Raw genomic sequence first — 18,023 nt, forward strand, 5'->3', positions numbered from 1 at the left:
CTATGACATCAACATCTAATTATTATTCGGTAGGATATGTCGGCGATTCATGGCTTCCGAAACTAACCAAAGAAAATGCATTGAAGCTGACTCATATTAATATTGCTTTCGGCCATGTAGTTAATGATGAAATCTCCATTGGCCATTTGAAGCATTTAGCCAGTCTGCCAACGATCAAGTCCTATAATCCTAATTTAACGATTCTATTGTCCGTTGGTGGATGGAGTGCGGGCGGGTTCTCCGAAGCTGCCTCTACGCCGGAGGGCAGGAAACGGATGGCTGAAACAGCTGTAGCCATTCTGGACAGCTATGCGATCGATGGCATTGATTTGGATTGGGAATATCCGTGTTACGGCGTAGCGGGGATCGCCTCGAGCCCGGCCGACAAAAGCAATTTCACGCTGCTTTTGAAAGAACTTAGAGAAGCACTGGATCAACTAGGCGCACGAAAAAACCGACATTATTTGCTGACCATCGCGGCGGGAGCGGACCAATACTACATAGACGGGACCGAGATGGATCAAGTTCAGCGCTACTTGGATTACGTGCAATTGATGACCTACGACATGCGCGGCGGTTTTCAGACTTTGACCGGTCACCATACGAATCTGTTTGCGTCAACAGGTGATTTGTTCCGCATTAGCGTGGAGGCTTCTGTTCGCATGTTTATTGCAGCCGGTGTGCCTCGCGAGAAGATCGTTATCGGCGCGGCCTTCTACTCGCGGATGTGGAAGGATGTTCCGAACGTCAATAACGGCTTTCTTCAGATGACCGCTGGAGCGGGCGGCTACGGGCCGGATTTCACCCGTTTGGCTAACGACTATATTGAGAAGAATGGTTACACCCGATTCTGGGACGATGAAGCGAAAGCGCCATTCCTTTACAATGGCAATCAGTTTATCTCGTATGAAGATGAGGAATCGCTTCAGCACAAATGCGAGTTTGTTAAGAATGAAGGACTAGGCGGGGTCATGTTCTGGGAGTACTGCTGCGATACAACTTTCCGATTGCTGGATGCGATCGACAAGGGTTTGGGTACCACTAGTACGGTTACAACATAATGCGGTTACAACATAATGCGGTTTCATATTCATGTTTGACACTGCTATTCTATTCATGGTAAAGTATTTTTACTGCTTCAAACAATAGATTGAAACAGGAACTGCCAGATGCGGTCGTGGCGGAATTGGCAGACGCGCTAGATTCAGGTTCTAGTGGTGTAACAGCCGTGGAGGTTCGAGTCCTCTCGACCGCACCATACTTTCAAACTTACCCCAGAGGATTCTGGGGTTTATTTTTTTATAAGGGGAACAGGGAAATGGTTATTCTAATCAGTGGCAACAGCCGCACGGGGAAGACGCTAATGGCTCAAACCTTGCTTGAGGATTATCGCATTCCCTATCTGTCCATTGATCATTTAAAGATGGGGCTGTATCGTGCTGATCCAGAGTGCGGATTTACACCTTTAGACAGTACGGAACGAATTGGTGAGAAATTGTGGCCGGTTATCAAAGGAATCATCATGACGAATATCGAGAATAATCAGAACCTCATCATCGAAGGTTGCTATATCCTGCCTCACTATCTCAATGACTTCGAAGAAGAATATGCGAAGAAAATCATCTCTGTGTTTCTTGGCTTCTCGCGAGCTTATATCGATGAAAGCCTTGTATCTCACATTTTCGGGTATCAGAATGTAATTGAGGATCGGGGAGATCCGGAAGAAGAGGATTTCATTACAGCCTATATCAACGAACAAGATGCGTTCAGAAGCCAATGTCTGGGCACCGGTGTTGCCTACTTTGAAATTGCAAAGAACTATGAGCATGAGATCGTCAAAGTGTACGATTATATAGAACTGCAAATTAAAGAAGTCACTACAAAACACAGTAAAACTGCCGGTTCACAATGAACCCGGCAGTTTTTTATTTCACTTAAAGGATGAAAGACAACTCGTCCACACCAAAGCAAAATGATTTTCATAGAATAACCTATCTGGTAGGAAAGGAGTTGATCATTCATGGTGAAAATCATTGACTATAACGTTAGCGTACCTGCAGTCGTTACGAACCAAGTGGATATTCCGGTTCCGCAAACACCTGCCAAAACGATCCTCGCTGAGCTTGGTATCTTCATCGCTCCCGAGCATCATAACAATCGTGTCGAGCTGATTGCGACAATTGGCGCAGCAGGTACTGACGGTGTTGTAGATGTACTGTTCCGTGTTTTCCGCGGTACACAAGAAATCTATTACGCGCTGCAAGGTTTCGAAGCAGGCTACGAACATTTTGGCGTTGTCACGCTTCAAGTCATCGACATCAACGTGCCTACCGGCGCACACGGTTATTCGCTTTATGTAGAGAAACTTACTGCTTCTAGCGAAGCTGCTGTCGTTGGCCCAATCAATCTTAGCGCAACCGTTTACGCGGTTTAAGAAATTTCAGCATGCTTGAAGGACGAGGACAGCCTCGTCTTTCTTGTTTGATTCTTTTACATATATTTCCCTTTATTTACAAACAATGAAGGTATGGTAACTACCTTTATGTACAGAAGGAGAAATAAAAAAGATGCAACATAAAACTATGCTGGCGGGTATTATCACAGCCGCTGCATTATTACTGGCTCCAACTACCGGTGCAGCAATGGCTTCTCCGGTAAACGAGAACAAAGTAGAATTAAAAGGTCATCGGCAGGTAGCGATTGTCATCGATGATTTTGGCAACGGAATGACGGGTACGCCGGAGATGATGGAGCTTCCTGTACGTTTTACCGTTGCTGTCATGCCATTCATGCCGACAACGAAACAAGATGCAGAGCTTGCATTCAAAAGAGGCGACGACGTGATCGTCCATATGCCGATGGAACCCGTTCGAGGAAAGCCGGAATGGCTCGGGCCGGGTGCTATCACGACAAGCATGAGCGACGCTGAAATCCGCAAACGGGTAGAGGCAGCTATTGCCGACGTTCCGCACGCCGTAGGAATGAACAATCATATGGGTTCTAAAGTAACAGCGGATGAACGAGCCATGCGGGCGGTGCTGTCCGTCGTCAAGGAACATGGCTTGTTCTTCTTGGACAGCAGAACAACCTATAAGACGGTGCTGCCAAAGGTGACGGCCGAGCTCGGCGTGCCGCTGCTATCCAATCAAGTTTTCTTAGACGATGTGTACACGACGAATCATATCTCCAAGCAGGTCGGAGTGCTTCGTAAATATCTGGAGACCAATGACAGCTGCGTCATAATCGGCCATGTTGGTCCTCCCGGTAAACTAACAGCCGCGGTGCTAAAGGATGCCATTCCGCGGCTGCAGTCTACGACCAGCTTCGTGAAGTTATCTGAGATGGTGGTGCCTTCAGCGGAGAAGGATATAATTCCGCACTCCTGATGAAATCGCCTCAGCCAATTGAAGCTGCATGCGAGGGTTCAGCAGCATACTGCGGTCGCCCTCGTGGCTTAGAAAACCCAGCTCGACGATAACGGCAGGCTGTTTCACGACATTCAGCAAATAAAACGGCGATCCTACACGGGGGAGTTGGTGCGTATTGTGCTTGCGATTTAATGCATCTTGGATGCAAAACGCGAGCAGCGCACTTTCTCCCTCGTTTTGATGAAGAACGAGCGGACCGTGCTCTGTTTTGTCCGGTGCCCAATTGACATGGATGCTGACGAGAATCTTCGTCTGAATTTCTTTCGTTAATTGGCTGCGTTGCGACAAATCGCGCCGATGCCGGGAACGTGATGGGTTCCAGCGATTATCATCGCTTAAGGCATAGTCGGCGTCGCGATTCATAATGGCGCGAATGCCGTTTGCGCTCAGAAGCAGGTACAGCTTCTTTGCTACGGCTAAGTTAATATCTTTTTCCAGAATATCCTCATGGTGTGCGCCGCCATCAATTCCACCGTGACCGACATCAATAAGGACTTCTGCGGTCGGAAGCGCGCGTTGATAATTCGGCGGTGCTTCTGCTTGCAGATGGCTATCGGTCGCGGGCGCATCCAGCGGATAGGCTGCCAGTATACCATTCGAACCCCATGTAAACGAGCAAACGACAACAGAACAGAACATCAGGAACAACCGAGTCCGCACTCGTTTAGTTCGGCACTCCAGCATGCTGTACCATACCTCCAATTCCATAATGGCTATCGTTAGCGTGGCACAGACCAAGGAAACTCATTCATGTTTGAAGTAAATGATTAACGGGGACACTGTAGGTACACTAGAAATTGCTGAAGGAGATGAAGGACATGGCTGTTGAGAAACCCGAAGAATACATTAAGTTCATGACCGGTAAAATGATCGAAATCATTGACAGGCCGCAGGAAGCGCGGAAAGAAAGACGCAAAATAGCCAAAGCATCCAGAGAGCCTTGGCTGACACGTTGGTTTGGCATGGGAGGATTAGGTGTGATGCAGCTGTTCCGTTCTTCTAAGCCTCGAGAAGAAGGCTAACGCCTCAGCCACGTCAATTATAGAAGTGGCCTTCTTGATTTAGCAGCTCGATCGGGATATAGCGGGTACCTACGGAATCAAAAGCGACATACAAGCTGTGATTATCCCAGTTATGGTACCCGATTGCCGGATAAACGAACAGCACCGTTTGACGGAACAGCTCAGCGGTAAAGCGAATTTGATTCCGATGGTTAAGCAAGTCAGGCAATTGTTTGATTTGCTCCTTGGACAAAGGAGATTTGGTCAGCCAAGGCAATCGCTCATAAGGATCGAAACCTTCATTGGCTTTCGCAGCAGACAGTTTCGTAAGGGAACTTGGCGTCGTCTTCGTTGCACCGCCTAATGCAGGCTTGTCCGCGTCCGACGAAGCTATTGTCTTGAGTTGCTCCTGCCATAGCTGGTCGGTAATCGGCAAGGCTTCTCCTGTCCAGGCATCCAAATAATACGTTTCCTGATTGGCCGCCACATACTTCCAAACTGCAAGCACGGGTGATACGTAAAGCCGTTCCAAATGGAGCGGTTTTTTTATGGCTTCCGCGAAGGTGGTGAACAATCCTTGTCGCACCAAGGAGCTGTACAAGGTATTGGCGTCGAAAGCGGGATGTTCGCCGGCGCCGTATTCGCCAAGGATGAACCCGCCTTCAGCGGTTGCGTGGACAATCATATAACCAACGGGCAGACGATCGAGTCGAAACGTAACCAACCACCCATGGGTTCCCGGTCCGAGGGGGATGATGGTAGCGGTCGCTTTTTTCCAGGATTGGAATTGAGGCTGAGCCGACAGGGCATTCGCCCAGAATTGAACTTGCTGCTGGAGCTTAATCGCATGCTGCTCGCTTGGGGCTATTTTGAAAGAAATTGCGGCTGCTGAGACCTGTGTGCTCGTCAAGAGGAACGCGGCTGCTAAGACAAGAATCGATATCCGCCTTATGTGCATCATCTGCATCACCTGCTGCTTCCTGTAGGATGGGAAAGCCGTTTCACCGTCATTGTACCTTACCTTCAGTTGAAAAGGATGTAGGAACGTGTCAAGGGATTGGGACAAGCTCCGTTCTATTTTTGCCGGATAAAGAGAGATCTTGTTAGCCAATGCCTTGGAGGTAGAAAATACCGCAGTTAATGGCAGAAGCCGTGACGCGAGGCTCATATTGCCAGCGGATTTCTTCTTGTCTGCGCTCGAACTGTTCGGTAATGAGCTGCTTATTCTCTTCTTCGGCCGAGGCCAGAAGAGGCTCATAATAATGATTGATGGTCGACAGCTCATCGGCCAAACGTTCGGCCGCTGCCTGTGCCCAAGAGTAGTCATAGGTGCGAAGCTTGCGCTCCAGCGTTTGCTCGGCAATAGTAGCCGCCTTATTAAGGGAGAGGGCGTTTTTGGCTGTGTGCACATTAGGCGGCAGCTTCGGAGTCATGCGATGCGTCATAAGCCGATCGTGGAATTGCTCAATACACTGCCCGGTTGCCAGCGAAACGCCGAACGAATGGATTTCTTCGCGTTTCATGTCGCATGCGAACTCTACTTTCATATTAACCCCAAGCCAAGCGCTGTAAGCAGTGGAGTGAAGCGGGTGAGCGCTTCGTTTCTCCGGTTCTTGAAACAAACACAGATAGCTGCCGCCGCTGCGGGCAGAATCGAACAGCTGATTCAATCGGCGTGAGCCATAATACAAATCCTCGCGTGGTACGCGTACATTCGTATTCAAAGTGCCGTGAATATGGCCGAAGGAGCGGCTTAAAGCAGCATCTGCCGCTGTATTCGCGGCATTCGGGGCAGGGGGAGGCGGGGCTGCTGCCTGCGCCTGCTCATATTTCTGCTTATCGGTCACGAGCAGCATGGACATCGTTTCCGGATCGGCTCCCGTTCGGTCAACGAAGCTCCAATAGTAGGGTCGATTCGTTAGATCGCGATCGGCCCGCGGCGATAGCTTAACTTGAAAATGGGCCGGCGATTTCTCGACAATTTGGCAGTTGGTCGTCTCTAGATAGCGTTGAACAAACTTGTGTATTTGACGTTCATTCATGGTCTCACCTCAATCGTCTGTCCCACGGCGTTCATAACGGCATTAATGGCGCCCATATCAATCGGCTCCTCCAATTCAACCTCGTCCCGAATGCGGCTGAGTGAATTGCCAAGCTCGTCGATCTGTTTGCGAAGCTGATCCTGATTACCGCCGGATTCCAGCATCAGGCGGGCAAGCCGCTGTTCCAGCGTTTCGCTTTTCTCAAACCGCTCAAGAATATGATCAAGTTCCCCGATAACGAGCTCGAACAGATTGATTTTCTCATGCAGCAGACTGACGATATGCTCTTCGATTGTGCCGATCGTGCAGAGATTATAGATGCGTACGTCGCTCGTTTGCCCCAGCCGATGGACGCGTCCAATCCGCTGTTCGACCCGCATAGGGTTCCAAGGCAAATCGAAATTGATCATGTGATGGCAGAACTGCAGATTGATTCCTTCGCCGCCGGCCTCAGTTGCAATAAGCACCTGCGCACGTCCGCGGAACAGATCCATCATCCAATCCTTCTTGCCGCGGTTCATCCCGCCCCGGTAAGGGACGGCAACCATATTGTTAGAGCGGAAATATTGGAGCAGATATTCCTGCGTAGCCCGATACTCCGTGAAAATGATCACTTTATCGTTCATCTCACGAACAAGCTCCATCGTTTTCTCCGCTTTCGTATTCGCTTTAATGCCGCGAATAACTTCAACCAGCTCCCAAATTTTCGCGCGGAGCGGAGAATCTTCCGCCGTCTTCTTAAACATGTTGACGAGCGTTAAGAATACGGCATCACGGCTGCTGCAAACTTCTCTTTGCAACGTGACGAGGGAGAGCAGGCTCGACCAATCGCCTTGGCCTTGGCTCTCGTCGACCCGATCCCGAACAAATTTGGTGACGGCGTCATATAGAGCCTGCTCCTCTGTCGAGAGCGAGAGCGGTATATTCTTCACGATTCGTTTCGTGAATTGAATGCCGCCATCGCCGCGGCGATTCCGGATCATGACGGAGGATAGCGCTTCGTGCAGCTGTTCCTCATTCTTCGGCAGACGCTTGTCCACGACGAAGTTCGCGGCAAATTCGCTCTGACCGCCTAATTGCCCCGGTTTGAGCAGCGTAATTAAGTTATACAGCTCGTCCAAATCGTTCTGAACCGGCGTCGCAGTGAGCAGAAGGCAATATTTCTTGCGCAGCAAATTCACGAATTGATAGTTGGTTGTCTTCTTATTCTTCAGCTTATGCGCTTCGTCGATGATGATCATATCGTAGTCTTGTCCAAGCAGCTTCTCGCGATGCGGTTCGCGTTTCGCAGTATCCATCGAAGCTACGACAACGTCATAGGCCCAAGAGTGATCCTTCTTCTGCGCAACTGCGGATATGCCGAATTTGCTGTTCAACTCCCGTACCCATTGCAGCACAAGGGAAGCGGGAACGAGCACGAGCGCGCGCTTCACAAGCCCGCGCACCATATATTCCTTCAGCACTAAGCCGGCTTCGATTGTTTTGCCAAGTCCGACCTCATCGGCAAGAATGGCTCTGCCGCTCATTTCATGCAGCACCTTGCGAGCCGTGCTGATTTGATGCGGCATCGGTTCGAAGGAAGGGAGGCTGCGCAGGCATTGCAAATCATCGAAGCTCTCAACCAGCTTCGACTGTTCGGCTTCAATAGCCAATTGGTACATCGTCCACTCGTCCCAAGGACCGTTACGGTCGACGCGTTCTTGCAATTGATGCAGCCATGTGCGATCAAATTGCAAATCTACGCTCGGGTGCAGCTTGCGTTTAACAGCAGAAGCTGAGCCCGGGCTTGAAGCGGGGCCTGAAAGATTTTCTCCGTTTACGGGATCATAGTTCGATTGCATAGGTTGGAGGAGCTCCTTTCTCTGACCGATCGGAAAGCATCGACTTTCGGACTTGCAAATGGCAAATGGTTATCCTTCGTAGAAAGTAGTATTTCCTTGCAGCTGCGATTTCATAAGATAAAGCTTGAAAAAGGTCGAATTTTCTGTAGAACATAAAAAAAGAGAAGCCATGAGCCATGGCTTCCCTAAAGATTTTGAGGAAAAATCGCGGACTAGGATTCTTCCTTTTGAATTTTGCCGGGATTGTTAATCTTGTAGGCGACGGGATGTTTCGTGAGTTTCTTGGCGATGATTTTGCATTCGAACGTAATCGTGTCCCCAACAGCAAGCTCTAGTTTCTTCAGCGTGTTGCTGTGGCTGGACCAGGCGGCGCCTAGTTCAAGAGCAGGCTCTGCAATGGACACTTCCTCGTAAATGATAACCTCGTCATCCGTATCGGAGAAATTGTTCGGAACAGTCGTGAACTCTTTAACCGTTGCACGCATTTTCACTTTCTCCTCAGGAAGCTCAAGCTTCGGCGCTTTTTCTTTCTTCGGTTTCTTCGCGGGTTTCTCCTCAGACTTCGCTGCCTTGGTTTCAGTTGCAGGCTCTTCAATGGCTGAAGCGGCTGCTACGGTAACAGATGCGGCCTCGGTTATATCTTCCAGATCAGCTTCAACTGCTTGCGCGGTAACCGCGGCTGCTTCTGAGGCATCATCCGTATCAACGGTTTCATCTTCGATTGCTGTCGTTTGTCTTTGTCCGAAGCTTGCCGTTTGCATCTCCTTCAAGTAGGAAGGATGAATGCAGTGCTGTTTGTCATCGAGCTCAAGGACGGCAGTCATTTTGTCGACAAAGCCAACAATGGAGCAGACGGTATGAACACCGTTATTTTTGTAGAGAAACGTTTTCGATTTGGAAGCTTTCTCGGAGAGCAAGCCCCATTCTTTCAATTTCTGTATTTGCTCTTCTTCATTCTCGAAGGGAGTATATGTAGGGGGTGCGATCAGTTGTGCCATTTTTTCTCCGCCTTTCTTAGTGGATGCTTGTCTCATTTTAACATTTTTTCAGTGCGGGATGAAGTAAAGAAGTGTTGAATAATTAAACATACAGTTGTATATTTATACTTAATTTCTTGAGGGGAGTGTGACCATACCATTGAACAAAATGATAGAAGAACTAACGCTCGATGCATGGCCGTCCTTGCAGACGGTCGTATATGACGGGTGGTTGCTTCGGTTTGCAGGCGGTTATACGAAACGGTCCAATTCCGTCTCAGCGCTTAACTCCGGCGACGATTACCAATTAGAAGAGCGGATTGCAGCATGCGAAGCGTTGTATAACGAAGCCGGTCAGGATACGATTTTCAAAATAACACCTTTCGGTCCTCCGGACTTCGATCAAATTCTGGCACGGCGCGGGTATGCCATCGCAGACCCATCCCGTGTTATGATAATAGAAAGCTTAGATAACGTGCCTGCACCGGAACTGCATGGAATTAAGAGAGAAGACGCGATGAGCGAAACGTGGCTTGCAACGATGTGCGACATGAATAGGATCATAGACACGGATAAACAACTCGCGGCTCAAATTATTACGAGCTCGAAACAGAAGCAAGGTTATTTCGCATTAGAAGTAAACAAAGAGCCCGTCGCATGCGGACTAGGCGTAATCGAACGAGGTTACATAGGTTTGTATGATATCGTAACGGCGGAAGCACAGCGCAATCGGGGGTATGGGGAGCAGCTGATCCGGCATATGCTTCATTGGGCGAGAGAGAATGGGGCAGCGAAAGGCTATTTGCTTGTCGTCCAGAGCAATGCGTCCGCGAACCGGCTGTACCGGAAATTGAATTATCAAGAGAGTTATCCGTATTGGTATCGAGTTAAGAAGAGGTAAGCCGTATTAAGGTGGGATAAGATGACGATTCAATTGCGAGGGCATCATTTATTATGTTTATTGGGTTTTCGGGGGATGGGGTATTCGGCGGACTTCTCGGCGAATATGACGATCGTGTACAACAAGCTGCGGGATGAACCGGCTTCTCGAATTGCCATTGTTAAAGGTCCCGACGATCTATGCGCATGTTTTCCTTCGGATGTGGAGCCGCACTGTCAGAATGTCTCCGTTGCGAACCATGACGAGCGCATCTTGCAGAAGCTCGGGTTTGACTATGGGATGGAACTGCTCTGGTCAGACGTTATTGAGCGGATAAGGACGAACGTTGTTCCCGAAGATATCAATACGCTGTGTTATACCTGCCAGTGGCGAAGCTACGGTGTTTGCGAAGCAGGTGTTCGATTAATTAAACAAGGGGAGTGGCTTCCGCCGCTTCCGTAAATCCACCTAAGCGGTCTGTTCTTAACAAACCGTTAGGTGGATTTTTTTTATGTTAACGGCAGCATCGAGAGGAAGCGATTGGAGGCGGCCGAAAGCGGGACGCCTCGCAAAGTAGCGATGCCGATATAGCGCTCAGGCAAAGGCGGGTGGAGCGGGATCTCAATGAGCTCGCCGGTGGCCAATTCATCCTCAATATAGTTGCGAATTACGAAGGCAAGTCCGAATCCTCGGGTGGCGAATTGCAGAAGCAGATCAATACTGCCAAGCTCAAGCTCCGGGTGAAGCTGGATGCCCTGCGCGGCAGCCCAGCCGTTGAGGTGGCGTCTTGTACTTCCTCCGGGCTCTAGCATTAGCAAGGGATACCGGTGCAGCTCTTGCACATCTAGCGGAGATGAACCTGTTATGTCGGCGTACTTCTTGCTGCCTACCAAACAATCCTGCTGGGAGAGACTGCGCTTTATATCGATTTTGGCATTGCCTGCAGGCAGATTAATAATACCGAAGTCGATCTTGCCGTCAGCCAGCAGGTCAATCGTTTCCGGCGTCGTCCGATTGGTGACATGGATGCGTACTTGCGGGAAATGTTGATGAAATTGCTCTAAGTAAGGCATCAGGTAATGTTTGCATAACGTGTCACTCGCCCCGATTCGGATTTCTCCGCTCTCTAGGTTGTGCATCTCTGCGATCCGCTTCTCGCCGGATTCGATGAAGCTGAATGCCTGCTCGATATAACGGAATAACACCTCGCCTTCTGCTGTCAGGATAACGCCTTTCGCTGAACGAAAGAATAGCTGTCCGCCGAGTGCGCCTTCCAGCTGCTTTAAGATATGAGTGACTGCAGGCTGCGTAATATGCAGCTTCTCAGCCGCGCGCGATAGACTGCCTGTCTTGGCTGTCCAATAGAAGCTTCGATACCATTCTGAATTAATAGTCATTCGTTCACCTAATATCTGATATTAGTAATATCAATTATTTTGATGCCAGTAGTTCCATTATAATCAAGTTTGCAAGGAAGGATCAACATTTGGGAGGCGTGACTCTATGACGGTAACGGCCATTGTAGGTGCAAATTGGGGAGATGAAGGCAAAGGTAAGCTGACGGATGTACTGGCAGCGCAGTCATCGTATGTGGTTCGTTTTCAAGGAGGCAGCAATGCGGGGCATACGATCATAAACAGCTATGGGAAATTTGCTTTGCACATGCTGCCATCCGGCGTGTTTTATCCGAATGTGACGAACGTGATTGGCCCGGGGACGGCTGTTGACGTGAATATGTTAATGCGAGAAATCGAAGAGCTGCAAGCGCGCGGTGTGCCGAAACCGAAAGTGGCCGTATCCGAGCGGGCGCAGGTTGTGGTGCCGATCCATGTGCAATTTGATGGTCTGGAGGAAGAGCGCCTTGGCGAGCACAGCTTTGGCTCGACCAAACGCGGAATTGCGCCTTTCTACGCGGATAAGTATGCGAAGCTCGGTATTCAAGCAGCGGAGCTGTTCGATAAGGAGCGCCTCTATCGGCGCTTGGATCTAATGCTGGCCGCGAAGAACGTGACGCTGCAGCACTTGTATGGGCAACCGCCCGCGCAAGCCGACGATTTCATCTCGGAGCTTATGGCGTATGGAGAGAAGCTGCGTCCCTATCTGGCGGATACGACAAGTCTGCTGCATGAAGCGTGGATGAGAGGCGAGTCCATTCTGGTCGAAGGCCAGCTTGGTGCCCTTCGCGATCCCGATCATGGCATTTATCCTTACTCGACTTCCTCTTCTACCTTATCCGGCTTTGCCGCTGTAGGAGCTGGCATTCCACCTTACGCAATCGGCCATGTCATAGCGGTCACCAAAGCTTACTCGAGCTGTGTAGGTGCCGGGCCGTTCGTAGTAGAGCTAAGCGGCGATGAAGCTCAAGAGCTTCGATTGCGCGGTGGCGATGCAGGCGAATTCGGTGCGACAACGGGGCGTCCGAGACGAGTTGGCTGGTTCGACGCCGTTGCGACAAGGTATGGCTGCATGGTACAGGGGGCAACCGAAGTTGCACTTACCAATCTCGATGTGCTTGGCTATCTGGAGCAAATTCCGGTCTGTACCGGTTACCTGCTGGCAGATGGGACAACGACGACGCGTTTTCCCGTTACAGCGCAGCTTGAGCATGCCACACCGATCTGGACCTCGCTGCCCGGTTGGAAATGCGCGATATCGGATGCGAGAACCTTCGACGAATTGCCTCATGAAGCGCAGGAGTATGTCCGTTTCGTCGAAGCGACGATTGGTGTTCGCGTGTCTACCGTGTCCGTAGGGCCGCGCCGAGAGCAATTGATTCATCGCTAAGCTGGCAGCACATGGCTACAGCCGGAAGCCTGTTCGAGATCAGCGGTAGGAATACTCTTCTGGGAGTCGAAATAGGAACATTGTAATTATGTAGTCGATTCTCATTTCATAAGCGGGAGTGTGCGTAGCTGTTATGCAGGATTTCAAAGTAACGAGCCAGCAGAAAGCGTTCTTCGACACGTTCGGGTATTTGGTATTTCGGGGGTTAATGCAGGACCGCATCATGGAGATTACGGAAGAGTTCGATGCTGTTTTCACGAAGCATGGGGGAAACTTCAACGGCAAACCGCATACCTTCAAGAAAACATCGACGATCGTCGCATTTCTCGGTCACAGCGAGAAACTGGCTTCGCTGCTGGACGATCCGCGCGTGCACACGATTTGCTCCACGCTGCTTGGTGACGACTACAATTATTTGACGAGCGCAGGCAACAAATATGTCGGAGACACGGGCTGGCATTCCGACACCTCCATGGATAAGCAATGGCCGGGTAATCTTAAGAGCCTCAATGTTTCCTTCTACTTAGACCCGGTTACGAAAGAAACAGGTGCGCTGCGAGTCATTCCGGGAAGCCATTATATCGGCGATCAGTTTACAGAAATCTTGAAGGAGCAAATTCACACTTCTGATATGCAGGCACAGTGGGGCATTGACCGTGCTGACCTTCCGGCGGTGCCGCTCGCTATTAGACCCGGGGACTTGCTCGTTTTCAACAATTATATGAAACATGCCGCTTTTGGCGGCGGGAACAATCGGCGCGTGCTGTTGATTAATTTCTCCAGACATTACACGGAAGAACATATGGCTGAGCTGCATGAATATGTGAGTACATTCGCGCCTTATTGGGTGGAGGAGCTCCATGGCGAGGCTGTGCTAAAGGGTGCGAGCAGTGAACGGATGCGCCATCTGCGGCAAATTCAAGAGAATCAAGCGCATTTGCCTGAGCTCGCCAGACAAGCGAAAGCAGCCGCAAGCGAGCCATAATCGTTTCAAGCAAAACAGGCTTTTCCGACTTGTTCGGAAGGGCCTGTTTTGCGCTTCCGTACCTTGCGTTTGAATGTCATAACGTGTAATATCTCCATTATTATGAAGTATGGCAGAGGGGAATGAAGAGGGACACATGGAAAGCAAAGCATCAATCGTCGCGATGTGGATCTCTCTGATCAGCAATGTGCTTCTGACTGGTATCAAACTAATTGTCGGTATATTGTTTCAGAGTCAGGTATTAATTGCGGACGGTATTCACAATGCCGGGGACGTTATCGCGACCGCCACAGCGTACAGCTCGATGCGCGTGTCGGGTAAACCGCCGGATGAGGATCATCCTTACGGACATGGCAAGGCTGAGGTGCTCGGAGCGGGAATTGTTGCTTTTATCCTCATTGCAGCAGCTTTATATATGGGGTACCATGCCGTTCTTACATTCTTCGAGCCGCCGACGGAAGCGCATCTCATCGCACTTGCCGCCGCGATTGTTTCCTTGATCGCCAAGCAGATTCTATATATCTATACGATGCGAATCGGTAAGGAATCGAAGAGTAAGGCGATGCTGGCTACAGCCTACGATCATCTTGCGGATGTCTATGCTTCCTTGGCGGCTTCTGTCGGGATTGGTCTGGGGTGGTTGGGTGAGAAAATCGGCAGCAGCTGGCTCAGCTACGGCGATCCTGCCGCAGGGGTTATCGTATCGCTGCTTGTGTTGAAGCTGGGTTTCGATATGGCACGCGAGACGGCCGATGTCCTAATGGACAAGAGTCTAAGCCCGGAGAAAATCGAGGATATTACGGAGCACTTGCGCGAAGTTCCCGAGGTGAAACGGATAGATCGACTGCGTGCGAGAGAACATGGCCACTACGTATTAGTGGATGCCAGGGTCGCGGTTCTGGGGACGCTAACCATTCAAGAAGGCCATGATATTATCAGAACCATTAAGAAGAAATTGATGGACGCACATCCGGAAGTGGATGAAGTGCTCGTCCACTTGAATCCATGGTATGAGGATGATAATGGATAAACGGATTCGGTCTGGACGATAGCGTCCAGATCGTTTTTTATTTTTTTCTGCAACCTTTCTATAGATAGGCACGTCTGGAGATCATGTAGGGCCCTACAACCAATAGAATTGATCGCGAAGGGAGCACGAATTAGTGAACAAGAAGAAACTCATCATTGTAGCAACGATAGCGGGGCTACTTGGAACGACAGCAGCAGTTGAGGCATCCGGTTTTATGAAGAAAGTGAATGGATTCCTGCGCGGTGACATTGATGTTACTGTAGACGGTAAAGCAACATCCTTGGAGCCTGTCTTTATCAATGGCCAAGCCTATCTCCCAGCGCGCGGCGAAGCGGCAGCGCTTGGTTACGAGCTGCACTATAACGCAAGAGACAAGGTTCTGGAAATCACCTCTAAAGATCAACCGGAGGAAGGCGAGTCGAATTTGATTAATGTGTCCGGCATTATCGAAGATGTTCGTCCTACACAAGACGGTTCTGTACAGATCAGTGTTCTTGGCAGAGGCCAAAACAACTGGATCGTGCTGACTGTCGATAAAGAAACCGTACTTACGAATCAAGAAGGCAAGCCATTTGCCGCTAAAGATTTGAAAGCAGGCTTGGAGCTTACAGCTGAATACGGCCCAATCGTTGCGATGAGCTACCCAGGTCAATCGCATGCAGTGAAGGTTGCAGTCGGTTCCGAGCGTCTGGTTAAAACAGATGTTATTCAATCCGTTGAGAAAACAAGCGACGGCTGGCAAGTGAAATTTGGCGACGGTAAAGAAACTACGCTGGTTCTTAACTCCGGTAAAGAAACAACGATCCGCGATGCCGAGCGTCAACCGATTGAATGGTCGGCTTTGAAAGCTGGCATGAAAGTTACGACTTACTACGGTCCTGCAACGACGAAGAGCATTCCGCCGATCAGCGCGCTTCACTTCCTGGTGGTGACAGAGCAGTCTGCTGCATTGTCCCCGGCGCAAGTGACTGAATATCGCGAGCTTGCTTGGAAACAGCTTTCCGATGATCAGAAGAAACATGTGGTAACGAAGAAAGACGAAGCAGAAGTAACAATCGTGCCTGCTTCCGATGCAGCACTCTTCCCACAGGATGACAAGAAGAAAGCATACGAGGATTATGTAGCTAAGAAAGGCAACGTAGTGCTTGTTACTTATAAAACAGACGATGACCAGCTTCTTGGGCCGCTAACACTGGGCTTTAGCTCCGATACAAAGGAATACTTCGGTAACCGTATTCGCAGATAGTTGTTGTTCAGAGGAGGATTGTCCTAAAGTCGCCGGAAGGCGACAGAGGGACAATCCTCTTTTTTGTCGAATAGAAGAGAGGAAGAAAAGGATGATTATCCATTAGGAGGAAGTAATTGTAATGCTGCAGCAAATCTGGAAGTACCGGATGCATTATTTGCTCGTAATCCCGCCGTTCCTGCTTTGGTTAATGTTCAAAGGAATTCCATTCTTTATGATGCTGTACGGTTCATTCGTCAATTTTGTCATCTTTAAAGGGCTGTTCAGCAGCGACTGGACTGGGCTGGCCAATTTCCGTTACCTCTTCAACCTGCCGATGTTTACGTCCATATTTAGCAATACGTTATCCATGAAGCTTGCATATACGGCAGTCAGCGGCATCATCGCGCTAGTTGCGGCTCTCGCGCTAAGCAATATTAGATTTCGCAGGCTCAGAGGCGGATTCACCACCTTGCTTCTGATCCCTTACTTCATTCCATCAGCCATTATCGTCTATATGACGATGCTCTCCCTATCACAGAGTCGTTCACCGTTTGGGATCCAATCCATGCCGCTCGCTCATTCGGAGCTATTTCCAATGGTGCTTGTTGCTGTAGAAGTGTTCAAAACCTGCGGTATTCCCATACTTATCGCATTAACGGCGATCGGCGCAAGGCAAGCGGCGATGGCAAACGGCAGCATTCGCGAACGCAGCAGCTATTTGCACCGCAACGTCATCCCGGCAATGAAGGCAGTTACCGCGTTCATGCTCATGCAGCTAGGTTCGCTTCTGACGATGGATTCGGAGCTGCAGCGGCTGCTGGTCAATCCGCTAGTAGCGGAGACAGGCGAAACCTTGGATAGCTTCGGCTTTCGAACCGTGTTTATGAATGCCGATTACAATCTTGCTGGAGCGTTGGCGGTCTTTCAGTTTGTCGTTCAGTTTAGCTGCTCCTTGCTTGCCTATTTGCTCATTAAAGGGCTGTTTGTACGTGATTTATTTACATCTTCCAGTGGTGCTGCTGCCATCCAATCCACCGGAAAAGGGAAGAATATCGCGGGCATTCTCATCACCATCGTGCTTTCCTCAGCCGTGTTAATCATGTTGTACTTGCTGTTCATTTATCCGTTTACGTTCCAATTGTCCGGTTCCGCACTACATACTTTGTTATCTCCTTACCGGTATATGCTCTATATGGTTATCGACTTAATGGCAGTCATCATCTTCATGCTGATTACGGCGGCGCTTGCTTTCCCGCTAACCGTCAAGGATTTGCCGGGCAAGGGGCTGTATAAGCTCTTGCTGCTGGTTTTGCTGACGATCAGCAGTTCGACGTTCCATGAATTTATGTTTTATCGAAACTTACATATGAGCAATACGATCTTCCCTTTATTCTTCACGGGTTTCTTCTCGATTCTGCCTATCTTCATCTTGAAGAGCGTCTTTAACAGCAAATATAGCAATCGCAGGGAAGAGGCAGCCGCGGCGGGCCGAGGGGAAGCGTTCATCTTCTTCAGCGTCTACATCCCTGCGATCTGGAAGCCGCTGCTTGCTTTGGGAGCTCTTCATTTCGTCATGCTGTGGAACTCGTTCACTCAGGCGTTCATCCACCTGACGAATCCACAGACGTTTCCGCCGCTCATGACGTTTGTGAATGCAATGAATGAGATCGGCGAAGCCGGACCCGTGTATTCGCAAGCGGATCTGCTGCTATCCGGCGCCATCCTATCCCTGCCACCCTTGTTGATCCTGCTGCTTATGCGCAGATGGCTGACAGGCGAGGTAATGGTAGCTACGATGAAGAATTTGTAGGCCATGCAACGACTAAG

Annotated in this window: 18 protein-coding genes and 1 tRNA gene; 13 read left to right on the top strand and 6 right to left on the bottom strand. The window is 49.8% G+C overall.

Annotation, left to right across the window (positions count from 1 at the left end; translation table 11 throughout):
• The first annotated feature begins 2 nt into the window (after positions 1-2).
• The 5 genes from AC6ESO_RS01815 to AC6ESO_RS01835 all read left to right on the top strand — a co-directional run bounded on the left by AC6ESO_RS01815 (position 3) and on the right by AC6ESO_RS01835 (position 3,386).
• A complete protein-coding gene (locus AC6ESO_RS01815; protein WP_497089910.1) occupies positions 3-1,061 on the top strand; it encodes a glycoside hydrolase family 18 protein in 1,059 nt (352 codons plus the stop codon).
• A gap of 110 nt (positions 1,062-1,171) precedes the next feature.
• Positions 1,172-1,258 (top strand) — tRNA-Leu (locus tag AC6ESO_RS01820).
• A gap of 60 nt (positions 1,259-1,318) precedes the next feature.
• Complete coding sequence (locus tag AC6ESO_RS01825; protein ID WP_497089911.1) at positions 1,319-1,912, top strand: 2-phosphoglycerate kinase; 594 nt, start codon at positions 1,319-1,321, stop codon at positions 1,910-1,912.
• A gap of 108 nt (positions 1,913-2,020) precedes the next feature.
• Entirely contained in the window at positions 2,021-2,434 is a 414-nt protein-coding gene (locus AC6ESO_RS01830; RefSeq protein WP_497089912.1) for an exosporium protein C, read from the top strand.
• Positions 2,435-2,567: 133 nt separating this feature from the next.
• Positions 2,568-3,386 (top strand): divergent polysaccharide deacetylase family protein, encoded by an 819-nt coding sequence (locus AC6ESO_RS01835; RefSeq protein ID WP_497089913.1) that lies wholly within the window; start codon positions 2,568-2,570, stop codon positions 3,384-3,386.
• Here the strand turns inward: AC6ESO_RS01835 and AC6ESO_RS01840 are convergent.
• Positions 3,354-4,112, bottom strand: a complete 759-nt coding sequence (locus AC6ESO_RS01840; RefSeq protein WP_497089914.1) for an N-acetylmuramoyl-L-alanine amidase family protein — start codon at positions 4,110-4,112, stop codon at positions 3,354-3,356. The genes AC6ESO_RS01835 and AC6ESO_RS01840 overlap by 33 nt on opposite strands.
• 134 nt (positions 4,113-4,246) lie before the next feature.
• Here AC6ESO_RS01840 and AC6ESO_RS01845 point away from each other — a divergent pair, with 134 nt between their 5' ends.
• Positions 4,247-4,450, top strand: a complete 204-nt coding sequence (locus AC6ESO_RS01845; protein ID WP_494817098.1) for a YqzE family protein — start codon at positions 4,247-4,249, stop codon at positions 4,448-4,450.
• Between the two features lie 13 nt (positions 4,451-4,463).
• Here the strand turns inward: AC6ESO_RS01845 and AC6ESO_RS01850 are convergent, their stop codons facing one another.
• The 4 genes from AC6ESO_RS01850 to AC6ESO_RS01865 all read right to left on the bottom strand — a co-directional run bounded on the left by AC6ESO_RS01850 (position 4,464) and on the right by AC6ESO_RS01865 (position 9,310).
• Positions 4,464-5,396 (bottom strand): hypothetical protein, encoded by a 933-nt coding sequence (locus AC6ESO_RS01850; protein ID WP_497089915.1) that lies wholly within the window; start codon positions 5,394-5,396, stop codon positions 4,464-4,466.
• Positions 5,397-5,532: 136 nt separating this feature from the next.
• Positions 5,533-6,471, bottom strand: coding sequence for a YqhG family protein (locus AC6ESO_RS01855; RefSeq protein ID WP_497089916.1), 939 nt, complete (start codon positions 6,469-6,471; stop codon positions 5,533-5,535).
• On the bottom strand, positions 6,468-8,312 hold the full coding sequence (locus AC6ESO_RS01860) for a DEAD/DEAH box helicase (protein ID WP_497089917.1): 1,845 nt from the start codon (positions 8,310-8,312) through the stop codon (positions 6,468-6,470). The genes AC6ESO_RS01855 and AC6ESO_RS01860 overlap by 4 nt, the downstream gene beginning before the upstream one ends.
• A gap of 212 nt (positions 8,313-8,524) precedes the next feature.
• Complete coding sequence (locus AC6ESO_RS01865; RefSeq protein WP_497089918.1) at positions 8,525-9,310, bottom strand: hypothetical protein; 786 nt, start codon at positions 9,308-9,310, stop codon at positions 8,525-8,527.
• 148 nt (positions 9,311-9,458) lie between these two features.
• Between AC6ESO_RS01865 and AC6ESO_RS01870 the strand changes: the two genes are divergently transcribed.
• Positions 9,459-10,190 (top strand): GNAT family N-acetyltransferase, encoded by a 732-nt coding sequence (locus AC6ESO_RS01870; protein ID WP_497090471.1) that lies wholly within the window; start codon positions 9,459-9,461, stop codon positions 10,188-10,190.
• Positions 10,191-10,211: 21 nt separating this feature from the next.
• Complete coding sequence (locus AC6ESO_RS01875; protein WP_497089919.1) at positions 10,212-10,631, top strand: DUF1284 domain-containing protein; 420 nt, start codon at positions 10,212-10,214, stop codon at positions 10,629-10,631.
• 47 nt (positions 10,632-10,678) lie between these two features.
• Here the strand turns inward: AC6ESO_RS01875 and AC6ESO_RS01880 are convergent, their stop codons facing one another.
• Positions 10,679-11,566, bottom strand: a complete 888-nt coding sequence (locus tag AC6ESO_RS01880) for a LysR family transcriptional regulator (protein WP_497089920.1) — start codon at positions 11,564-11,566, stop codon at positions 10,679-10,681.
• A 106-nt stretch (positions 11,567-11,672) separates the two neighbouring features.
• On the opposite strand from AC6ESO_RS01880, the gene AC6ESO_RS01885 reads away from it, so the two are divergent.
• From AC6ESO_RS01885 to AC6ESO_RS01905, 5 genes are all read left to right on the top strand, one after another.
• Positions 11,673-12,953, top strand: coding sequence for an adenylosuccinate synthase (locus tag AC6ESO_RS01885; protein WP_497089921.1), 1,281 nt, complete (start codon positions 11,673-11,675; stop codon positions 12,951-12,953).
• 133 nt (positions 12,954-13,086) lie between these two features.
• Positions 13,087-13,938 (top strand): phytanoyl-CoA dioxygenase family protein, encoded by an 852-nt coding sequence (locus AC6ESO_RS01890; protein WP_497089922.1) that lies wholly within the window; start codon positions 13,087-13,089, stop codon positions 13,936-13,938.
• Positions 13,939-14,074: 136 nt separating this feature from the next.
• Positions 14,075-14,968: a cation diffusion facilitator family transporter gene (locus tag AC6ESO_RS01895; RefSeq protein ID WP_497089923.1), complete on the top strand. Its 894-nt coding sequence runs from the start codon at positions 14,075-14,077 to the stop codon at positions 14,966-14,968.
• 133 nt (positions 14,969-15,101) lie between these two features.
• Positions 15,102-16,214 carry a hypothetical protein gene (locus AC6ESO_RS01900; protein WP_497089924.1) on the top strand — a complete coding sequence of 371 codons (1,113 nt, stop codon included), beginning with the start codon at positions 15,102-15,104 and terminating at the stop codon, positions 16,212-16,214.
• 121 nt (positions 16,215-16,335) lie between these two features.
• Positions 16,336-18,006, top strand: a complete 1,671-nt coding sequence (locus AC6ESO_RS01905; RefSeq protein WP_497089925.1) for an ABC transporter permease family protein — start codon at positions 16,336-16,338, stop codon at positions 18,004-18,006.
• Positions 18,007-18,023 lie beyond the last annotated feature (17 nt).

The organism is Paenibacillus rhizoryzae, from assembly GCF_059686995.1.

Coding starts and splice junctions, on each gene's coding strand:
- AC6ESO_RS01835 (WP_497089913.1), top strand. CDS start 2,568: ATGCAACATAAAACTATGCTGGCGGGTATTATCACAGCCGCTGCATTA.
- AC6ESO_RS01890 (WP_497089922.1), top strand. CDS start 13,087: ATGCAGGATTTCAAAGTAACGAGCCAGCAGAAAGCGTTCTTCGACACG.
- AC6ESO_RS01885 (WP_497089921.1), top strand. CDS start 11,673: ATGACGGTAACGGCCATTGTAGGTGCAAATTGGGGAGATGAAGGCAAA.
- AC6ESO_RS01860 (WP_497089917.1), bottom strand. CDS start 8,312: ATGCAATCGAACTATGATCCCGTAAACGGAGAAAATCTTTCAGGCCCC.
- AC6ESO_RS01855 (WP_497089916.1), bottom strand. CDS start 6,471: ATGAATGAACGTCAAATACACAAGTTTGTTCAACGCTATCTAGAGACG.
- AC6ESO_RS01850 (WP_497089915.1), bottom strand. CDS start 5,396: ATGCAGATGATGCACATAAGGCGGATATCGATTCTTGTCTTAGCAGCC.
- AC6ESO_RS01870 (WP_497090471.1), top strand. CDS start 9,459: ATGATAGAAGAACTAACGCTCGATGCATGGCCGTCCTTGCAGACGGTC.
- AC6ESO_RS01875 (WP_497089919.1), top strand. CDS start 10,212: ATGACGATTCAATTGCGAGGGCATCATTTATTATGTTTATTGGGTTTT.
- AC6ESO_RS01845 (WP_494817098.1), top strand. CDS start 4,247: ATGGCTGTTGAGAAACCCGAAGAATACATTAAGTTCATGACCGGTAAA.
- AC6ESO_RS01830 (WP_497089912.1), top strand. CDS start 2,021: ATGGTGAAAATCATTGACTATAACGTTAGCGTACCTGCAGTCGTTACG.
- AC6ESO_RS01840 (WP_497089914.1), bottom strand. CDS start 4,112: ATGCTGGAGTGCCGAACTAAACGAGTGCGGACTCGGTTGTTCCTGATG.
- AC6ESO_RS01905 (WP_497089925.1), top strand. CDS start 16,336: ATGCTGCAGCAAATCTGGAAGTACCGGATGCATTATTTGCTCGTAATC.
- AC6ESO_RS01895 (WP_497089923.1), top strand. CDS start 14,075: ATGGAAAGCAAAGCATCAATCGTCGCGATGTGGATCTCTCTGATCAGC.
- AC6ESO_RS01880 (WP_497089920.1), bottom strand. CDS start 11,566: ATGACTATTAATTCAGAATGGTATCGAAGCTTCTATTGGACAGCCAAG.
- AC6ESO_RS01825 (WP_497089911.1), top strand. CDS start 1,319: ATGGTTATTCTAATCAGTGGCAACAGCCGCACGGGGAAGACGCTAATG.
- AC6ESO_RS01865 (WP_497089918.1), bottom strand. CDS start 9,310: ATGGCACAACTGATCGCACCCCCTACATATACTCCCTTCGAGAATGAA.
- AC6ESO_RS01815 (WP_497089910.1), top strand. CDS start 3: ATGACATCAACATCTAATTATTATTCGGTAGGATATGTCGGCGATTCA.